General features: G+C 58.1%; 17 protein-coding genes. 12 read left to right on the top strand and 5 right to left on the bottom strand.

The genetic code is table 11. From position 1 onward, the window contains the following. Positions 1–211 precede the first annotated feature (211 nt). Together WKV53_RS22230 and WKV53_RS22235 are read right to left on the bottom strand one after the other, a co-directional pair. Positions 212–1,102 carry an aldo/keto reductase gene (locus WKV53_RS22230; RefSeq protein ID WP_341407075.1) on the bottom strand — a complete coding sequence of 297 codons (891 nt, stop codon included), beginning with the start codon at positions 1,100–1,102 and terminating at the stop codon, positions 212–214. 43 nt (positions 1,103–1,145) lie between these two features. After that, positions 1,146–2,435 (bottom strand): SGNH/GDSL hydrolase family protein, encoded by a 1,290-nt coding sequence (locus WKV53_RS22235; RefSeq protein WP_341407011.1) that lies wholly within the window; start codon positions 2,433–2,435, stop codon positions 1,146–1,148. A gap of 93 nt (positions 2,436–2,528) precedes the next feature. Between WKV53_RS22235 and WKV53_RS22240 the strand changes: the two genes are divergently transcribed. The 3 genes from WKV53_RS22240 to WKV53_RS22250 all read left to right on the top strand — a co-directional run bounded on the left by WKV53_RS22240 (position 2,529) and on the right by WKV53_RS22250 (position 6,431). Further along, entirely contained in the window at positions 2,529–3,707 is a 1,179-nt protein-coding gene (locus WKV53_RS22240) for an FG-GAP repeat domain-containing protein (protein ID WP_341407012.1), read from the top strand. 82 nt (positions 3,708–3,789) lie between these two features. Then, positions 3,790–4,173: a hypothetical protein gene (locus WKV53_RS22245; RefSeq protein WP_341407013.1), complete on the top strand. Its 384-nt coding sequence runs from the start codon at positions 3,790–3,792 to the stop codon at positions 4,171–4,173. A gap of 185 nt (positions 4,174–4,358) precedes the next feature. Continuing rightward, on the top strand, positions 4,359–6,431 hold the full coding sequence (locus WKV53_RS22250) for a TonB-dependent receptor family protein (protein WP_341407014.1): 2,073 nt from the start codon (positions 4,359–4,361) through the stop codon (positions 6,429–6,431). A 103-nt stretch (positions 6,432–6,534) separates the two neighbouring features. On the opposite strand, the gene WKV53_RS22255 is transcribed toward WKV53_RS22250, so the two are convergent. Next, the gene (locus tag WKV53_RS22255) at positions 6,535–6,978 is read right to left on the bottom strand and encodes a hypothetical protein (protein ID WP_341407015.1); all 444 of its coding nucleotides are present in this window, start codon (positions 6,976–6,978) and stop codon (positions 6,535–6,537) included. 220 nt (positions 6,979–7,198) lie between these two features. Here WKV53_RS22255 and WKV53_RS22260 point away from each other — a divergent pair, with 220 nt between their 5' ends. The 6 genes from WKV53_RS22260 (at position 7,199) to WKV53_RS22285 (ending at position 14,376) form a co-directional block, all read left to right on the top strand. Further along, positions 7,199–8,371 (top strand): tyrosine-type recombinase/integrase, encoded by a 1,173-nt coding sequence (locus WKV53_RS22260; protein ID WP_341407016.1) that lies wholly within the window; start codon positions 7,199–7,201, stop codon positions 8,369–8,371. Positions 8,372–8,425: 54 nt separating this feature from the next. Next, entirely contained in the window at positions 8,426–9,640 is a 1,215-nt protein-coding gene (locus WKV53_RS22265; protein ID WP_341407018.1) for a hypothetical protein, read from the top strand. Between the two features lie 883 nt (positions 9,641–10,523). Then, a complete protein-coding gene (locus WKV53_RS22270) occupies positions 10,524–11,162 on the top strand; it encodes a hypothetical protein (RefSeq protein ID WP_341407019.1) in 639 nt (212 codons plus the stop codon). 29 nt (positions 11,163–11,191) lie between these two features. Next, complete coding sequence (locus tag WKV53_RS22275) at positions 11,192–12,868, top strand: DNA polymerase (RefSeq protein WP_341407020.1); 1,677 nt, start codon at positions 11,192–11,194, stop codon at positions 12,866–12,868. Positions 12,869–13,419: 551 nt separating this feature from the next. Further along, entirely contained in the window at positions 13,420–13,827 is a 408-nt protein-coding gene (locus WKV53_RS22280; RefSeq protein ID WP_341407021.1) for a hypothetical protein, read from the top strand. A gap of 78 nt (positions 13,828–13,905) precedes the next feature. Beyond that, positions 13,906–14,376 (top strand): hypothetical protein, encoded by a 471-nt coding sequence (locus WKV53_RS22285; RefSeq protein ID WP_341407022.1) that lies wholly within the window; start codon positions 13,906–13,908, stop codon positions 14,374–14,376. Between the two features lie 469 nt (positions 14,377–14,845). On the opposite strand, the gene WKV53_RS22290 is transcribed toward WKV53_RS22285, so the two are convergent. Continuing rightward, positions 14,846–15,292 carry a hypothetical protein gene (locus WKV53_RS22290; RefSeq protein WP_341407023.1) on the bottom strand — a complete coding sequence of 149 codons (447 nt, stop codon included), beginning with the start codon at positions 15,290–15,292 and terminating at the stop codon, positions 14,846–14,848. 549 nt (positions 15,293–15,841) lie between these two features. On the opposite strand from WKV53_RS22290, the gene WKV53_RS22295 reads away from it, so the two are divergent. Further along, positions 15,842–16,603 carry a hypothetical protein gene (locus WKV53_RS22295; protein WP_341407025.1) on the top strand — a complete coding sequence of 254 codons (762 nt, stop codon included), beginning with the start codon at positions 15,842–15,844 and terminating at the stop codon, positions 16,601–16,603. A gap of 137 nt (positions 16,604–16,740) precedes the next feature. On the opposite strand, the gene WKV53_RS22300 is transcribed toward WKV53_RS22295, so the two are convergent. Continuing rightward, entirely contained in the window at positions 16,741–17,016 is a 276-nt protein-coding gene (locus WKV53_RS22300; protein WP_341407026.1) for a hypothetical protein, read from the bottom strand. A gap of 252 nt (positions 17,017–17,268) precedes the next feature. Between WKV53_RS22300 and WKV53_RS22305 the strand changes: the two genes are divergently transcribed. After that, complete coding sequence (locus WKV53_RS22305) at positions 17,269–18,810, top strand: hypothetical protein (protein ID WP_341407027.1); 1,542 nt, start codon at positions 17,269–17,271, stop codon at positions 18,808–18,810. After that, positions 18,807–19,376 (top strand): hypothetical protein, encoded by a 570-nt coding sequence (locus tag WKV53_RS22310; protein ID WP_341407028.1) that lies wholly within the window; start codon positions 18,807–18,809, stop codon positions 19,374–19,376. The genes WKV53_RS22305 and WKV53_RS22310 overlap by 4 nt, the downstream gene beginning before the upstream one ends. The last annotated feature ends 39 nt before the right edge of the window (positions 19,377–19,415 follow it).

The raw sequence follows: 19,415 nt of genomic DNA on the forward strand, positions 1-19,415 counted from the left end.
ATTTTGCGGCACGAAGCGATGAACGCGGCGCAGCCGCCTCTGGGCTGCTCCGGTTATCCGGAGCTTAGGGTGCAGCTGGTCGTTGTGAGGAGATGAGGCGATCCTTCGGGGTCGCCTCAATTCGTTCATGGGCAGACGGCTATTAGATGCATTCGAAAGCTGCGAAGAATCACAGCAGTCCAAGGGCCTTCGGCTACTATCAGGCGGACCGTTAGACGGCTTCGGCCGCGATCCTCTTGCGCATCGCTTCGTCCGGCATGGTGCCGAGACCGGCTTTCATGTTGTCGCGGAGGTGTTCGACCTTTGAGGTTGCCGGGATCGCACAGGTGATCGCTGGATGGGAGACCACGAACTTCAGCATGATCTGCGCCCAGCTGTCGCAATCGATTTCCTTTGCCCAAGCGGGCAGAGGTTTTTCGCGGAGCTTCTTGAATAACTCGCCGCCGGCGAAGGGGCGGTTGACGATGACGGCGACGCTGCGGTCTTTTGCCAAGGGGAGTAGCTTCTCCTCTGCCTCGCGCTCGCCGAGGGAATAGTTGATCTGGAGGAAATCGAGCGTCTCGGAGGCGACCAGCTTGGCGACAGCTTCATGCTGGCTGGCGGTGTAATGGGTGACGCCGAGGTAGCGGACGGTGCCGTCTTTTTTCCAGCCGCGCAGGGTATCGAGGTGGGTGCCGACATCGACGAGATTGTGCACCTGCATCAGGTCGATCGGCTTGGCACGGAGCTTCTTCATCGATGACTCCATCTGGGCGATGCCTTCCGCCTTGCCTTTGGTCCAGACCTTGGTGGCGATGAAGAGCTTCTCGCGCAGCCCGAGCTTGCCGATCAGGTCGCCGGCAACTTGCTCGGACTTGCCATACATCGGCGAGGAATCGAGCAGCTTGCCGCCGAGTTCGGAGAAGACCTTCAGCACTTCTTCAAGCGGCGCTGGATCGGCGACGTCGAAGGTCTGCCACGTGCCCATGCCGATGACGGGCAGCTTTTCGCCGGACGAGGGGATGGGGCGTGTGAGCATGGCAGGGGCAGCGGGTTGCTGGGCGGCGGCATGGCTCATCGCCAGGCCGCCGGCAATCAGTCGGAAGGTGTCACGCCGGGTCATGTCGGGCACGATGGCATCGATCCGCCGCCTGTCGATGAAGTGCTTACTTTGCCGTGACGGTGATCACGTGCTCGGCAGGCTGCACCGAGTCGGCGACTGCCTTGGCGAGCTTAGCGCGGACCTTCTCGGTCAGCGTGAAGGTTCCATCGATATCCGTCTTGCCTTCCATCCCGTGGGCCAGCTCCTTGATCTGGCGGGTCTCGTAGTTTTGCTTCGCGGACACAGCGTCCCAGACTTTCTTGAAGGCGGGCACCAGCGGGTTGTTGACGAAGTCCTTGGCGAGATTCACGCCCTTCTTGAGTTCGTCCGCCGTGTAGGTCTTGGTCGCGTCGCCCCAGGTCACGTCGTAGTTCTTCGCTTCGGGGAAATCGATCCTGAGGGTGAGGCGGTTCAGCTCGTCATCGAAGGGAACGAGTGCGAGTCCCGCGGCGATGACATCGTCATTCTTCACGTCGCCAGGGCCGGGGCTGAAGGGGAGCTTGGTGCTCTGGAGGGTGATCTTGCCGCCGTCGGAGGAGATCACCTTGTGACCAGCGGTGGCGGTCGCCTTGCCCGAGCGGCCGATGGTGATGGTGCCGAGATCGCCATCGATGCCCATGCCCTTGAGGAAGGCGTAGGCCATGACCACTTGGCCGGCCCAGTTGGGGTGAACGCCGTCCTTGCCCGCGACCTTGAAGTCCGGGCCGTTTTGTTTCTTTGCCAGGTTGTCAGCGAGCAGCATCGGGCGGTAGACATCGGCGAAGGCGACCTTTTCCTCTGCCGCGATCTGGATGCCGATGTTGCGGAACTTCGAGAGGGAAAGATTGAGGTCCTGCTGGGTGCCCTTGGCCGACTTCACCCAGCCGGGCACGGAATCGATGATGCCGGGCGAGCCTAACAGCACGCGGGTGCCGGCTTTCTTGAATGCCTGGACCATGGTGGTCTCGTTCTTCCGATATTCCGCGGCGATGCCGTCCTCGTAGGGCACGTAGCGGAAGTCATTCATGCCGTAGCAGGAGGTGGCGAAGGTCGGCTTGAAGCGCAGGACGTCGCTTTCCAGCCGCCCGAGGAAGCCGCCGGCCTGCTCGCCGCTCCAGCCGTATTGGCGGCAGGTGATTTCCAGTTCCGGGAGGCATGCGGTGAGGTAACTCTCCATGATCACCGAGTAGCGCTTTTGCTCGGTGATCGAGTCGCCACAGATCGCCACGCGGTCGCCCTTTTTCAGGAGGAGTCCGGCGGGCTCAGGCGCGGGATCGAGCTGGTAGACCGAGAGTTCGGCAGGAAGCGGCGGGAGTTCTTTGGCAGAAATTGGGAATGCGAGGGCCGTGACGATCAGTGGCAGGGTGCGTTTCATGGATTTACTCCAGACGACACGCAGGGCCCCGGGCTTTCAAGTCCTTGTCGCGACACGAAAGTCCTCCCCGTTTGGAAGCGTTTTCCTTTTTCCATGAAACCCCAAGCCATTCTCCTGCCCGCCGGGCTGCTCGCGATCGCCCTGACCTACGCCAAAACGACCGGTGGGGCGGCTTGGAAGAAGCAAGTGGTGACGAAGGATTTCCTCACCGAGGGCCTTTCTGTCGGGGATCTGGATGGAGATGGGAAGAAGGATCTCGTCGCCGGGGCCTTCTGGTTCAAGGGGCCGGATTTCAAGGAGGCCAAGCCCTACCGGCCGGGAAGTGCCAAGTCGATCGAAGGCTACATGGAGGACTCGTTCCTGAGCTGGGTGGACGACCTGAATGGCGATGGGAAGAACGACATCCTGATGGCCAGTCACCCGGGCAAGGACCTGACGCTCTACCTGAATCCAGGGAAGGAAGGCGAATGGACGGCCCATCGGGTGATGACCGAGGCGGCCCATGAGAGCCCCCTGTGGGTGGATCTGGATGGCGACGGGAAGAAAGAGGTCGTTTGCATGCAGGGCGGCAAGTTTGGCTATGCAGAGGTCGATTGGTCGGACGTGACCAAGCCGTGGACCTTCATCGCCGTGTCGGAGAAGCGCACGGACACGCCGTATGTGCACGGGCTGGGCGCCGGGGATCTGAGCGGGGACGGCAAGATGGACATCGTGGAGAAGGACGGGTGGTTCGAGCAGCCGGCGGAGAAGGGCGGGACGTGGACGTGGCATCAGGAGAAATTCGCCGGTCCCGGCGGCTCACAGATGCTGGTCTTCGACGTGGACAAGGACGGAGACAATGACCTGGTCACCAGCTTGAATGGCCATGGCTACGGGCTGTTTTGGTGCGAGAACCATCGTAGCGACGGGAAGGTGGCTTTCACCCCTCATGAGATCCTGCCGGAGGATCCCGCGAAGACCGGCCCGGATGGTCTTCAATTCAGCCAGCTTCATGCGATGGATGCCGGGGACTTCGACAAGGACGGCCGAATCGACTTCATCACCGGCAAGCGCTTCTGGGCGCACATGGGCCATGATCCCGGCGAACGCGATCCGGCGCTCGCGGTGATTTTCTACAATCGCAAGGATGGCAATGGCGTCCGCTGGGAGCCGGAAGTGATCGACAATGATTCGGGCGTCGGCTGCCAAGTGCTGGCGGTGGATCTGGATGGCGATGGCAAGCTGGAGTTCGCCGCCGGGAGCAAGAAGGGCGTGCACATTATCCGGCGCTGACGAGACAGATCCGATTTTGCCTTGCTGAAAGGGAGAGCGCTCCGTAGCTCTTTCCCGTCCCCTGAAAAAGCTCTTCCAGCTTTTGTTTGCCGTATTCGCCAGCATCCATCTGGTGGGCGGTGAGTATGCATTGGTGCAGACCTATGCATGGGCGGGGATGTTGGTCAGCTACTCGAAGGAGGACGGCCTAATCAAGGGTGCCAAGGAGACCTTCAGCGGTGAAAAGCCGTGCGCGCTCTGCTGCAAGATCGCCGACGCGAAGAAGTCCGACTCCGACGGCAAGTCGAAGGAACTGCCGGTTTCACCAACGGTGAAGCTGCTCAAGGAAATGCTTCCGTCATCGCCACTGGCGCTTTCCCCACCGCAATTCACGGAGGCTCCGAAGGTGATGTTTCCGGGCATGAATCTGCCCGTTGAAGAAGGAGCGTCTGCGCCGCCGGTGCCGCCGCCAAGGTGCGTGGCCTGATAGGGTTCCCCGTCGCGTCGTCCGTAGTCCTGGCTTTAGCCGGACCGGGCAGCGGCGTGTTCCCATCGGCATCACGGTCCATCCAAGGCGGCCCCATTCGTCGTGTCACGAGGTCCTACAAGGACATCCGTGCATGCGCGCAATTCCAGTCCCGCCGCGCCTTCCACCTTCACACATGATCCATTTTGAAAGCTTCCTTTTTAACCGTCGCCGGTATCGGCGGCTCGCTCGTTTCCCTTCTGCAGGCCCAATCGCCTGACAAACTCGATGCCATGGTCGTTGAGGCCACGGCGCAGAAAAAGCAGCCATCTCTTACGGTTCCGACCCCCGAGGTTAGCCGCGCTGACCTGGAGAAAACTCCCGGTGGTGTGGAGGTCATCGATGCCGAACGCTACCTCACTGGTCGCGCCAGCACGGTGGCTGACACCTTCGCGCTGTCTGCGGGTGTCTTTGCCCAGCCGCGTTTCGGTTCTGACGAGGCCCGGCTCTCGATCCGCGGCTCCGGTTTACAGAGGACCTTCCACGGTCGCGGCATCCGTGTGCTTCAGGACGGCGTGCCGCTGAATCTGGCTGACGGCGGTTTCGACTTCCAGGCACTCGATCCACTATCCGCATCGTACATCAATGTCTGGCGGGGTGGAAATGCACTCGCCTATGGATCTTCCACGCTGGGTGGCGCGATCGACTATGTCTCGCACACCGGGCTGACATCGCCTGGATATTCCGCGCGGCTCGAGGCGGGTTCTTTCGGCTACCTGCGGGCGCGTTTTGCGGGGGGCTTCAGCGAGGGCTCGAAGGATCTCTACTTCAGCCTCTCCGAGCAATCGCAGGAGGGTTTCCGCCATCATGCGGACCAGGACAACCAACGCCTCTTCCTCAACTTCGGCTGGCAGGTGGCCGAGAATGTGGAGACCCGGGTTTATTTGACGTCTGTCGTCACCGACTCGGAGCTGCCCGGTAACTTGACCAAGGCCGAGTTGGAACTCGATCCACGCCAAGCTGCTCCGGCAAACATCACCCAGGACCAGAAGAGAGACTTCGAGCTGTTCCGTGTCGCGAGCAAGACCACGGTGACGAATGGCAACAGCTCCGTCGATTTCATCGCGGCGTGGAGCTACAAGAATCTGGATCACCCGATCTTCCAGGTGGTGGATCAGAAGTCGAACGATGGTTTGTTAGGCGTGGTCTTCACGAATACCGACGATCTGTTCGATCGTGAGCAGCGGTTCCGTGCGGGGTTGCTCTTCCAGCGCGGGGAAACGGATGCCGCAAACTACGTGAACGTCGGCGGTCATCGCGGCGCGCTTGTTCAGAAGGACGATCAGACGGCGACCAATCTGGAGGCTTTTGTTGAGAGCCAACTGGAACTTGGCGCGGGCTTCACCGGCGTGCTCGGTGCTGCCGCCTCGCGCAACGAGCGGGAGACACGCCGGGTCTTCGGGCCGATGCCCGCGAACAGCAGCTACGACCGCACCTACGACAATGTTTCGCCGAAGATCGGTGTACGCTGGGACGCTGACGAGAAGAAGACCACGCAGGTCTACGCGAATGTGAGCGGTAGCTACGAGCCGCCGTCCTTCAGCGAGTCAGGCACCGCTGTGGTGGCGAATGAAGCGCAGGAAGCCACCACCTTTGAGATCGGCACCCGCGGCACGCATGGCTTCGCCCGATGGGATCTGTCCGTCTATCGGGCTGAGGTAGATGACGAATTGCTCACTGTCCAGCTACCACCGCCCGCGGCCATCGGCGCAACTGGCACGATCAATGCGGACCAGACCATTCATCAAGGCGTCGAACTCGCAGGTGAGGTCGATCTGTTAGGCAGCGCTTGGGAGGAGAATCCGGCGCACCGGTTGGTCTTCCGGACGGCGTGGACTTATGGCGACTACCATTTCGACCATGATCCCACGTATGGTGATAACCAGATCGCCGGCCTGCCGGAGCACCTGATCCGCGGCGAACTGATGTGGGAGAATGACTGCGGCTGGTATGCTGGTCCGAACTTCGAGTGGGTGCCGGTGAAGTCGTGGATCGATCACCGCAATACCTTCTCGGCGGATCCCTACGCACTCCTCGGCTTCAAGCTGGGGCACCGGGTGGAGGAGGGGATCTCGTGGTTCATCGAGGGCAAGAATCTCACTGACGAGCGCTATGCTGCGACGACCGGCGTGATCGAGAACGCGAAGGGCGTCGACCAGCGTCAGTTCCTGCCCGGGGACGGACGGGGAGTTTTCGCGGGCATCGAATGCCGGTGGTAGTTCGATCCAGGAAGATAAAGAAGACCGCGGCGTCTACCGCGGTCTTCTTCCTGGGCGTGGTTATAGCCTCACTGAAGGGCGTGGTTCGACCGCGCTCTCATACTCATCCAATGACGAGTGACCACACTTGGTCAAATGCTGCCAAACAGGCCTCTGGTGGCTGGTAGCTTGTAGGGTGGCTTGGAACAAACACCGTAGCCGGTTGCTCGCAACTCCAGAAAGAGATGCATCGACCACTATCATTGGCATCTACATCCGGACGATAGCCCTTTAAAGCTGCTGCAAGCGCCACCAGGGCCTGCTCCAAATGTCGCATGAGGTCGTCAGTCAGCTCGTCCGATGCAGAAATAAACGCATCTGGCGCACCAAGCCAATACTCCGCCCTTTCCCGGTTTCCATCCTGAGTGACTCTTAAAATCAGCCGTCCGGTCATACCGGATGCAGTATGTAGCGGGGAGCGCAACTGGATAACCTCGTCTGCTTTGAGGGGATAGGCAGCACCTGCTCGATTCCGGCTAAAACGCAATTTTCGAGGTGGGAAGGGCATGAGTAAATTTCGTCAGGCCAAAGAAAAAGGACCGTGGCAACTGCCGCGGTCCTTTTTTCTGCAGAGGTGGTGGCTCAGGACGGAATCGAACCGCCGACACGCGGATTTTCAATCGGAGACACAAAACTTAAGTCCGCGTAGGTCAGAGGATCACCGTTCTGTCCATTCGCAGCGTTCGGAACATTCTCGACTTAAGACTGCGATAGTGCATATTCGATCCATGGCGAAAAATCCGCGTTTCGACTATCGGAAGACGCCGAAGGGATGGCTGGTGAACATCCCCGGCAGCGTGTCCGACACCGGCAGGTTTCGCCGCCGCTACTTCGAAACCCGCGATCAGGCTAAGGCCGAATGCCAACGGCTCCGTGAGATTTACCAAGGCGGGCGCGCTAAGGCATCGGACATCACCGCCGCGCTCGCAGAGGATGCAACGAGGGCCGCCGAGCTACTCGCACCGTTCAACGTGACGCTCGCGCAGGCAGCCGCCTTCTACGCCAGCCACCACGACACACGCAGCAAGGCTCCGACGCTTTCCGAAGCCTGGAGGGCCGCCATCGAGAATCGTCCCAACCACCGCGAACGCACCATTGCCGACTTGCGGGCATGGAGGAAAGCACTCCCGGCGTGGTTCATTGCCCTCAATGTTTTCGACATCGAACCCGCCGCCATCAAGCGAGCCTTGGATGAAGTCACCAAGGGCCGCACGAGATGGAAGTCCGGGTTGCGGTACATCTCGTCGGTATTGGGCGATTGCGTGAAGGCCGGCACCATAGCTGAAAACCCTGTAAAGCGCGTCCACGTTGAGCGGAAGCCCGATTACGCGGCAGATGTGAGCATTTACAGCCCTCCCGAGCTGAAAAGGCTTATGGCGGCATGCAGGGACTACGACGAGGGGATCGACAAGAGGTGTGCGTCGTGCACCACGGCGTTCGCCGTTATGGCATTTGGTGGCGTGAGGCCCGAAGAGGTGGCTAAGCTGCGCTGGGATGACGTGTCGCTTGAACTACACAACATCCGCATCGGTCCCACGATTGCAAAGAAGGCACGCCGTCGGAATGTCCGCATCAATGCGACGCTCGCCACCTGGCTGGAAATTGTTCCAATGGGAGACCGCCAAGGAAGGATCGTTCCAACGCGCTGGAGATTCAAGGCCGCTCGCGTGAGGAAGGAGGCGGGGATCGACGGCCACGAGAAGCAGGATGCGCTCCGACATTCGTTCGGTACTTATATGCTCGCCGTAGAGAATGACCTCGACGCTCTCAAATCCGATATGGGGCACGAGCATGTCCGGGTGTTCTTCGAGCACTACCACAAAGCAGTCACGAAGCGGGAGGCGATGCCTTACTGGGAAGTGTTGCCGCCCGGAACGATGCTTCCCGACGACATTAATTGAGTGCCTGACAGGAATTCTTCGGAACTTTGGGCGCAATAGGGCGATTGAGTGCAGGTGATTCGCCGCGAACTTGCATTTTCTTGTCTATTTGGACTAAGTTCGACCATGAATCCGTCAAGCCATCCCGACGAGATTGGCAACCCCACTGAGGGCTCACTGAGCCAACTGGTCGGCCAACTTGTTTTTGCGGTCGCTGATATTCCCCCATCCGTTCTCATTCGAAGACTCGAAATTGTTACCAGGATCGAGCTAGAACCTAAGAAGGTTCAGAACGAAGCTTTAGACGCGATCACGAGATTAGGGATGCTCGGGTGGTTGGGGGATCTTGAATCCATTAGCGCTCTCTCAACCATTGTGACTATTGGGACCAAGCAGCTAAACAGCCTACGTCAGTCGAAACCTCCGGATGAGTTCATCAAACACATGGATGTAATCCGCCCGGCGGACAATGAAGAAAATCAGCACAATCTGAACCGACTACTAGGCAAGCTTCAAGAGAAGAGCTTTGAAGAACTTGCAGCCAGTGGATTGGTTACCTCGCGAGGCCACTTTCCGTTTTCGCCTTTGATCCGGGGTGTTCTGAACGATCTTCCCTTGGACGGTTACTACAGTGCATTTGGATCGGAACAACCTGCTCAGGACCATAAGTCTGCTCTGGAATCGTTCATTGAAAGTGTATGCTACCAGACATTTGCATGGATCGGATGGGTGAATTTGTCCAAATTGGCCATGGTAAGTAGTGAGTGGCCCTTCACAGTCGGCTCGATGGATTCCCGACCTGATGAAACGGTCTTGGCTTTTCTCCGCTATATCCAGCTGGGAAAAGCGTCGCCGATTAGAGTGGAAAGAAAGGGTTTTAAAGTTGGTCAGCAGTCATGGATCGCGACCAAGGTCATGGAGGAATTAGATCGGCAGCGCGTGCTAACGCAATACTCCGACAGCGAGTCTGTCGAAGGTGGAATTCTACCCGGCACAAGTCACGGATGGCGGGCGGCGGCCGCGGTGCTGCCGGCGTTCAAAGCGGAATCCGATGTAATTGATTTGTGGGTACGTGCGGGGATGAAATATCTTTACGACGAATGCAGTGGGCGTTGGACGGAACTGGAGAAATGGAGTGCCATCAAGCGTCGCTTCAGTTCGGATAAATACTCAGGCCAGGAAGGCGCTGTTAGGGCTGTTCTTCGGGACGGACTTCGCGCGATGTGCAAACGAAGGTTCGGACATGTTCCGCCTCTTAAAAGGCGCAAAGAGTCACGCAAGCGGAAATGAGCCCCTTGGAATGGGAATCATTGCCTTCGAGGTGCCTAGCTCGGTCGTTGTGGATCTGTGGGTTCGGCCGCGGCAGTGACTGCCCCGTAGCTCTATTGGGCCGAGGCAGAGCAACTTCGGCATCAAGTCATCTGATAGCGGTGACGGTGGCGCCAACGCACGTCAGCCTCGGCGGATTGGTGATATTTGCGGAAATCTCTGTCAATTTGCATCGGCCAATGGAAATCGGCACGTCCCGGGTCTTAAAATTTTCTGGGACTGATTGTGTTTGATTAGGCCTAATCCTTTAAAAAGCAGTGGTAATGGCAAGATTCAGCGATTGGTCAGGGGTTTTTGCGGCGTAACCAACAAAGAATAAGAGAGTTACAAAGCGCATTCTTGCGAGGCGATTATTGGGGGGATTTTGAGACGGCTCGCTCGACTTGCATTCCACGTCTAGAAATAGCGAATGGATGTGGAAGCAACTTGGTGCCCATTCCGCTGATAGATGTAGGTTGAGTTTGACGCGTTTCTTTGATGCGGAGGCCATTCGGTAGGAGTTCGAACCATGCCGAACGCCCACCGCCACGACCACGCTACCCAGCCTGTGCGGGTTTTTGTCCGAGCCCGGGTCATTGCCCTCACTTATTCGATCTCTGAACGAAAGGTGCTTTTGATGGCCGCCTCGGGAGAAATTCCCTCGGTGCGATTTGGACGCGCAGTCCGATTCGATCCGGTTGCGGTCGCGGCCGTGGTGGAGCGGGAGGCAGCGGCATCCACGTTGGATGCCGGTTAAACGCGGTATGACGCCGCTCAACCCCAAAAGTAATAAATGAAAAGTAATGAGACGATAAGTGCTCACCCGGGAACGGGCGAGCGTCATGAAGAGGGCTCGCACATCCCCATGAGCGAGCAGAACGAAAACTTGGGTCAACCGTTGGACCCGATTGGAGCGGACTTTGACGCTCCAATTGCTCGGACGGGCGGCCGGACTTACAAACTCGCGGACATCGCGCTCGCCCAGAACTTCGGTGTTCTGGCAGGCGTGACCACGCGGGCGGCAACGCCGCCGTTGAAGAAGTTCGGGAAACAGGTGTTTTTCTCGCCTCATCCCGACCCGAAGTACTACACCCAGCAATTCGCAACGATCGGAAACGACGACGAACGCGGCCAGCTGTACATCGTTCCGCCTTGGCTGCAGGAAAAGATGCCGGGCGAGACGTCGGTGAAGCACTTCGTGCCATGCATCAGCCGAGACGGCTCGATTACACTGATGCCGATTGGCGAACCGGTCACGTTTGGCAGTCCGAACCCAGCGAGCCAGTCGCTGTGGAAAGCGGTTCTGAGCAACCAGAACAGCTGGGTCCGGTTGACATGGGACCCGAAATCGTCCGGGTTCCGGCAGACATCGCCCATTCAGGAATGGCCGGCACCCGTGTGGCCGGACAACCTGGATGAACTGTTCGAAGAGGCGATCACCGAGCAGCTGATCACCGATGAGAACCACTGGTTGATCCAAAAACTCCTCGGAGCCGGGGCATGATACCTGAGCGCTACAATGAGGTCGTAGTCGTGGAATTCGCGTTCCACGCGTCTCCGGGTGAACGCCCGGTGCCGATTTGTCTTGTAGCCAATACCCTCCCGTCGGGGCGCATTGTGCGCCTCGGCGGCGAGGCCCTGGCATCGTGCGGTGAAGTCCCCTTCGATGTGGGTCTTGCCACGCTTGTCGTCGCATTCAATGCGGAGGACGCGCTAGGTTGCTTCCGGGCCCTTGGATGGCAGGTGCCGGTCAACCTGATCGACCTCTACACCGAGTTTCGGAATTTCACTAATGGACTTCCCATGCGCATCGGTCGCGACCTGTGCGGTGCACTGCTGACAATGGGTGTGCCGTTCGCGAATGTTGTTGGAGATCCCGACGTGGACCACTTGCTCGTTCGCGGTGGCCCTTACTCCTATGAGGAGCAGTCGGCTCTCCTAAAGAACTGCGAGGCTAGGGTTGAAGGGATCGGCCGCCTCTGGAGCATCCTGAAACCGCGCTTGGATTCTCGAGCCCTTCTTCGCGGCGACTACATGAAGGCTGTGGCTGACATGGAGTGGCAGGGGATTCCGGTCGACGGTCAGACGGTCAATGCCCTTCAGAATCGGTGGCACGAGTTTCAATCCCAGGTCCTTCACTCGATCGATCCGTTTGAGAGGATCTGGTGTGGCGGCCGTTTTGATCAACTGGCGTTTGTCCGCTATACGAGGAATCACGGAATCGATTGGCCCCGGTTGGAAGGGGGCTTTCTGGATCTGTCGAACGACACCTTTTCCGAAATGGCGACGCTCTTTCCCCGGGCGATCAACGGGATCTATCGAGCGAAGCAGGTGCTGGATCAGATCAACGGCTGCGAACTCGTCATCGGACGAGATGGGCGGAACCGTGTTCCACTTTCGCCGTTCTGGACCACCTCTGGCCGTAACCAGCCGTCGACCAGGCGCTTTGCCTTCGATCTTTCATCATGGATGCGGCGGTTCATCCAGCCACAGCCGGGAATGGCGTTGGCCTACATCGATTGGTGCCATCAGGAGATCGGCGTCGCCGCCGGCCTGTCGGGCGATAAGGGGCTACAGGACGCTTGCATGTCATCGGATCCTTACATCGCCTTCGCAAGAATGGCGGGAGCGGCACCGGTGAACGCCACCAAGCTGAGCCACCCGCAGATCCGCGAGATCTTCAAGGTCGCTCTCCTCGGCGTGGGATACTCAATGAGCCCTGCTGGGCTTGCCCGTCGTCTCGGCATCAGCGAGGGCGAAGCCAGCTATCTACTCTCGATGCATGGCAGATGCTATCCCGATTTCTGGAAATGGAGTGACGGAGCCTGCGACTACGGCCAGCTGGCACGGAGTCTTTACACCCGCTTCGGATGGAGCCTTCGAGTCACCCCTGACACGAAGTTCACCACGTTGAGGAATTTTCCCTGCCAAGCCAACGCGGCGGAAATGATGCGCTTGGCGGCGATCTACGGCGTGGAGGAAGGTTTATCGATTTGCGCACCAGTTCACGATGCATTTTTAATCGAGGCACCGGTTGACCACATCGACCATCACACGGCCTTGTTCCGATCCTGCATGGATCGGGCGAGCGGCGACGTGCTCGGCGGCTTTGTCATCCGTACCGAGGTCCAAATCTACCGATTCCCGCATCGCTTTGGACATCGCAACGCGAACCCAATCTGGGACCTTGCCATGAAAGTTCTCGGTTAGCCCCTGCCCAGAAGGGAAGGACACCCCTACCCGCAACGATACCCCCGTCCCATCTATTATTATGTCCTTTCTTCAATCAGTATCGCTGGGTCGTGTCGCCGCACCGGCCTCCTTCGCGGGGATGGCTGAGATGGCACCGAAGCGAGCCGATCGCTCTCTTGATTACCTGAGGGGTCCAATTGATTGGCCCGGGCTCAGAAAGGCGATTGGTGCTGGTGCAGGAGCGCTACCTGTTGCTCTCGCACTATGGCACCTGCGCGCGTTGAAAGACGCGACTAGTTTCCCAGCAAGCCATCGAACCATCCGGAGGATTACGGGACTCTCCGAGAAGGTGGTCCGTGAAGGTCTGCGACGACTCCGGAAAACGGGGCTGATCGAGGTCCAAGAACGCCCGGGAATGAACTCCGTCTACACGCTGCTCGAATGGGCGACGCGTAGCTGATCGAGCCTAGTCCTCGAGTCTGTCGAGAAGTCCTCAACGAGGGCTTTGGCTCCCTATGCCTTTGAGGAGCGGTGTCTCCTCATGTCACAAGAAACCAAAGTATCATACTATGAAAGACCATAAAGAAGGCGATTCCAGCAATCGCAACGCGCCGGCAACGTCGGCAAAAAATGTGGCCGATGCCCGCGGACTGACCGGCATCCCAACCGTTGATGAAATCCTCGCTCCTATCCGTGACCAAGGTGGTGTCGTATTGTTGGGAGGCTACCACCACGAGGCGAAGTCCATTTTGGCCTCTCAGATTGCTGGCCGTTTGATCCACCAATCTCTGAGGGTCAGCTACTTGTCTATGGGAGAGGAGGAATCTTTCATCCTCCGTAGGATCATTTCCTCCACTGTCCCGTGGCCGATGGAAGTGATTGGCTATTGCAACGCCACTCCCAGCGGGGAGATTTGGGATCTGAGGATGGATTTCTTGGCCGTTGAAGGGAACGGCAAGGTTCCGTCGTGGGACTAGCTACTTGGTCCTCACGCGCACATAGCGCGTCATTTCGAGTTCGACGATCTTTGGGACTTCGAAGATGATCCACTACAAGTGCTGAACGAGGAACTCGCGAAGCCTGCTCCGGCATGTATCATCTTCGACGATTTGTCAGATGCGGAGGGGGACGTCGCAAAGCTGATCATGCTTCGTTTGGCACGTTACGCCCGAGTGCATCGCGTGCTGGTTCTGGTGCTATGCAAAATGGCCCAGATGAGAGACGTGGATGCTGAGTGTCCAACCGTTGTGAATGATTGTCCGACCGTTGAGGTGAGGGATCTCCTATATCCATTCAGCTACGACCACGCTGATTGCTTCATTGGGATCAGCAAGCTGTTCACGGAGAAGGGGGAGAAGGATGGGAGGGAGGTCTCAGACAAGGAGCAATTCATAACCATCCGTCACGGGGAAGGCAGCAGCATCGTGCCGGTGGTGTCGGACTTCACTTTCCAGCGGTACCTCCCTCGGGAGGTCGAGCAGAAAGCAGAAGATCCGGTAAGTTTGGAGGAGACAGTCGAAAGCTGATCTGGAGTGTCAGGCATTGTGGTAGCTCACTACCTCGCGGCGATCTTGGATCTGGTCGTTGCGGCATCGGCGTAAGAGGCTAGTCCTAGCTCAAACTACATCGCTTCCGTCGAGGCGATGTAGCTCTTTTGCGTTTGCATGGCTGCACTGATCCTTCAGCCCGTATCATTCGCGTCGTGCAGGTTGAGATTCGGTGCCAGCGTCGATGCCAGGGACCAGTCGCAGCACTTCCTCAGCGTCACGCTCCCAGGGAATAAGGTGTCGACATTTAAGAGGAGTGTTATTTGTGCGGGATATAGATTCTTTGGGCTTGTACTGAATGGTGGCAAATGTTGAATTCGTCTTGTCAGTATATATGAACATCTCGACCGATTCGGATCACATGATCCACGTCTTTGTCCCACATCAGAACTCTTCCCACGCAAGCTTCAACCGTTCACGGGAGCGCTTGAGGCTGACGCTTTCGCGTCTATTCCTCATTCGCTCCGCCCAGAACGTTCTTTTCATCACCGCCACCTTCCCAGTGCAGCTCACTCGTGAAGATGCGATGCATCGTTTCGAGAAACTGCTCCGGAAGCTCCGCGGTGTTTCCCCAGATTACCTCTGGGTGTTTGAACGTGGTGTCAGTGGTCACGTTCATTTCCACCTTCTCCTTCCTGTTTCCTTCAACGTCCAAGAGGGAGTGGATTTGGAGCGCTTCTCGGAGATCGCTCGTGGTAACCTGAGTCAGAAGCGAAAGCTTCTCAATAAGCCCACGCGTGATCTGGAGAAGTCCATCCAGGGTTGGTGCAAGGACTTCGGAATTGGGAGAACCGAGGTTGCTCCCCTTTACAAGGATCTCCGGGCTATAACCTCCTACCTCCTCAAGTCGGTCACTCACAACCGACACTACCGGAAGGTAGACGGTGGTTTGCATGACCGGGGAGATAAAGGAGCCAGATGGTGGAGCTGTTCCCAGACCCTGAACGCTGTCTATGGCTCATTCAGTCCCGCACACTCCTATTTCCGCGAAGCGGCTAAGGAGCTGGCGGTGGAGAATGCCTGCAATGACCTGGACGAACTGAAAGCCCTCAAGGGGCGTCATTGGGGATTCCATGTAAAACTCCGTATGGAAGCCAACATGCGAGTAGCGAAAGCTGGATACCATGTGCAGCTTCGCTCCCGGCTGAAGGACACTCAGAGTTCCCGGGATCGATCTAGGTTGGATTCTTTCACTACGAGCCGCGCTCGTGTCGAAGACGCTCAGGATGGCCTTCCCGCTTAAATGAAAGAGCGAAGCGTAAGCACGCCGATAGGCGTGCGCGGAGCCATCGGTGGCGCACCAGTCTCGACTACTAAGGGGCGATCAACCGGGGGCGATGAGCGAAGCGAACTCGCCCCGTTTAGCGTCTCGTGGAGCCCGCAGGGGCCGCGAAGCGGATCGAGAATGAGAGGGCAGAACCCGGCGACGCAACTGCTTCCGTTGATGACTCTTATGATTATGATGAGCGAAGACGGAGCTGTTGAAGATGCGGAGCACTGCCCCATGCCCTCAGATGTGACGACGCGGTCTGCACCCGCTGGTGCGCCATCCTGGGACAGTTGGCCGTTGTTTCGCGACGAGAGGCAGCAGATCAACCTCACGAAGCTGAAGCAGGCTCTGAGGACGCAGGAGGCAGAGGAGGCGGTCGAGCTTCTTCTTGAATCGCGGGACGATGAACAGGAGCTTTGTGTTGTCGCCGAGCATGAGGTTGCGCACGCGGTCATGCGGAAGATCTGCGGTCTCCGTGCGACGACCCTGGTCGCAACATCTCAAGGTGGATTCTGTGAAGGATCCAGCGAACCAGCGGGAAACACTCAGGCTCTGCTGGTCATGCTTGCGGGCTACGTATGGGAAGCTCTCGCAGAAGGTCGTGACGGGAACGATATCGATCTCGTTCCATTCCGCGAGAATTCTGACATCAAACGGGCGTGGGAGTTGCTGGACGAATACACTTGGCTGCGCCTTAGAGAGCATGAAGACGGGAAGGTAGTGGTGATGCCCGTTGAGGATGCGATGAAAGTCTGGGCGGAGCGGGCCGGGCGACTGATCTGGAGGTATCGTCGGGTAATCCGCTCCCTTGGACAGGAACTAGCAGCAGCAGGCTTCCTGTCGGCACGATGCTTGGCCAGGCGTCTCCGAAACATTGAACGTGACATCATGGTCCGGAGGTTCGACTTGGATTTCCAACGACCTCTGGCGACCTGAGAGCAAGGGGCATGCTTTTCGAGTCCCCGCTTCAACCCGTGTCACCGTTCACGTCTTAGTTACCAGTGAGGAACGGCTTTCCTCGATCTGAATGCTGGCAGACGGGAAAGTGACCTCGGACAGAGACCGTAGGCAATTCATGCCTGCGCATCGCTTGGAATATTCCCGCCATTGTTGCCGACCACCCGGAGGTCCGATATCGGCTGAGCCAATCGCTTTGCGGCTCGATCTACTGCAACGACTGCGGGAACATGAGTTCCACTGCAATCGAGGATCACACCTTGGATAACCTCCAGCAGGGTAGCCATCTGCGCTTCACTCCCATCCACCAGCTTCAGCGTCCGGGTTGTGCCATTCCATTCGAAGGAGTGGCCTGCCAAGGTGAAGTGGACGGTGTCAAACTCAGGGTCCATGGCGTTGTGTCCTGTCCTCTGAAGGTTCCCGGTGAAGTTGGTCGGCACGAACTTCGGATGCAACGACGTTTCAGAGGTCTCTGCACCTCAGATCGACAGGTTTGATTTCGCGAATCGATTTGCGACCGGGAAAAGCGACACATATGGCGCGTAATGAGCGTTTCCAGTCGATGATTCCCCTGAGCGTCGTTATTCTAGCCTTCGTTGAAATCTGCCTTGTACTGTCAGCGGCTGTCAGCGAGAATGGCTGGCATGAAAGTCTTCAATGAGAGCCCTCCATCAGACACATTTCCAATCACCGGCTGCGAAGTTCCGGAAAGCGATTGGCCGCCACTCCTGCTCGACATCATTTCAGTATGGGGTGGCTTCGCCGCCATCAGCCCGGAATCAGCCGCAGCTATCCTCCTCACGGTGACTGGCGGTATCGTAGGTGGACGGGTGACCATCGATGCTCCGCTCGTGGGCTCACTTCCGCCATCCCTCCAGTTGACGATCCTCCGCGATTATGTGCCGCTCCTGCGGCGTGCGATTCAACGGATGTTGGTGGCGGTGGAAGGCGAGATCATCCACTGGCTAAAGCCCTACGAACATCTCAGCGATCGCCGCGCTCAGAACAATGAATTGGCCTCGCTTGAGACCCGGCTCAATGCACTGATCCTGCGAGGTGAAGCCTTGAAGAGCACAACCGAGAACGAGCGGGAGATGATGAACGCCTTCTGCAACCAAACGGAGAATCGCATCCTGATGGAATATGAGGCTGTCGTGGCGGAGACCAAGGCCATCAGGGCGGCGGTCAATGCACTGAGGTTTCGCATCAAGGCCATGATGATCGTGCCGTCATTTGGAATCGAGGAACTCAACGCCATGAACGGTCACTCGTTTGATCGAACGATCCTCGAGGTCTCCACCTCACCAGGCTACTTCGATCGTCTCGCTCGGCTTCCTGTCAGGGCGCAGGAACGTTTGGCATCGTTCCGTAGGAACTCCGATTGGGCAACCCGGCTGGAGTTCGTGGACGGCAGCTACAAGCCGCGTTCGTCCGTTTCGTCGATCGTACTGGCGACAGCGGACGAACTGGAAGCCGCTCACGCAGACAATGTCCTGTCAGCCAGCCAACTGGTGACCCAGTATCTTGTGTGCGATCCGTCCAGAGAGCCATTGGCAAAGTCAGATCGCCCGGATCCGGGAGTCGCCTGGGGGGAGCATGTTAGTCGACTGTTTTCGAGACGCTTGGAAGGTGAGTCGATTCCGTATTCGTTCACTCCCGACGCAAAAGCGGAATTCCTGAAGTTGGTCGAGAGTCATTCGAGCCGCGCTCTCGATGGCGCTTGGGATGAGCAGTGGGAGAGCTATCCATGGACGGTCGCGAAGATTGCGCTGTGTGTGAGGTTACTGCGTGTGGAAGGGGAGCCCACCGTGAACACGCCTGATCTCGTTATTGCGATGTGGGTGGCCAAGGGACTCATCGAGAAGACGCGGGAATTTGTAAAATTGGCGAGGAGCGGTCCGGGCAGGAGCAGGGCATTGGATCGTTTGCTGGAAGGGGAGGAACCCGAGGAAAGCCCTTTGGAGATCATGTATCACAAGCTGAAGGCGCTAGGTCCATGCACCCGCAGGACGCTGTTCCGTGCTTACAGCAGGCAGGACTACTCCCAGTTGGTGCCCGTTCTCACTCGCTTGGTTGGACTTGGTTGGGTCGAGAGAGCTGGAAAGCTATACAAGGTTGCGAGTGAAGAATCGAATCAGGTCTCCGTCAGCGAGGTCAACGCGTCAGTGAAACCGATGTGCGAATGAAAGTGCCGGCGATCCAGTTGCCGTTTTGCGGGACGAGAAGACTAGCCTACTGGCCACGTGACATCCCGGAGTCTGAACGGACGCTGTGGAGGCCGGGTGGCAAGGACTTCTCGGCGCTGTGGCGCATCCCTGGCGGCGTTTACGTCGAATCACTCAGGGTGGCGCTGCAAAGGCGTTTCCTCGTGCTGGTATTGCACCAGGGAACTCTATCGTTGTGGGACGGTGCTCACGGTTATCGGCTGGTCGAGGGCAATGGTGTGGCAATCTCCACCCGGGAGTTCCACGTGGAGGTGCCCTGCAATCCGTTTGGTGACACGGTGGTGGAGCTGCATCTGTTCCGGCGAATCCCGGCTTTGACTGGTTTGCCGGAGCTGTTGAGGCGGGGCGTTGAGGCTATGAGGAAGGGGATTGCAGGGATTTTCCCTTATGGGGAGGCTCGCGGATTGCTGCATCGGTTGCCCGGGGATGAGGAGGCCATGACCACGGAGCGGTTGATTGGACGCTTATCGGGGTGGGGTATTGAGTCGACGGTGAGGTTTGTTAGATCGGGAATGGAGGAAGTCTAGCTTCGCCTCATTGTGGTCGACTTGGCTCTCTCAACGGTC

Origin of the sequence: Luteolibacter sp. Y139, assembly GCF_038066715.1 — a bacterium.
GTDB classification, from domain to species: domain Bacteria; phylum Verrucomicrobiota; class Verrucomicrobiia; order Verrucomicrobiales; family Akkermansiaceae; genus Haloferula; species Haloferula soli.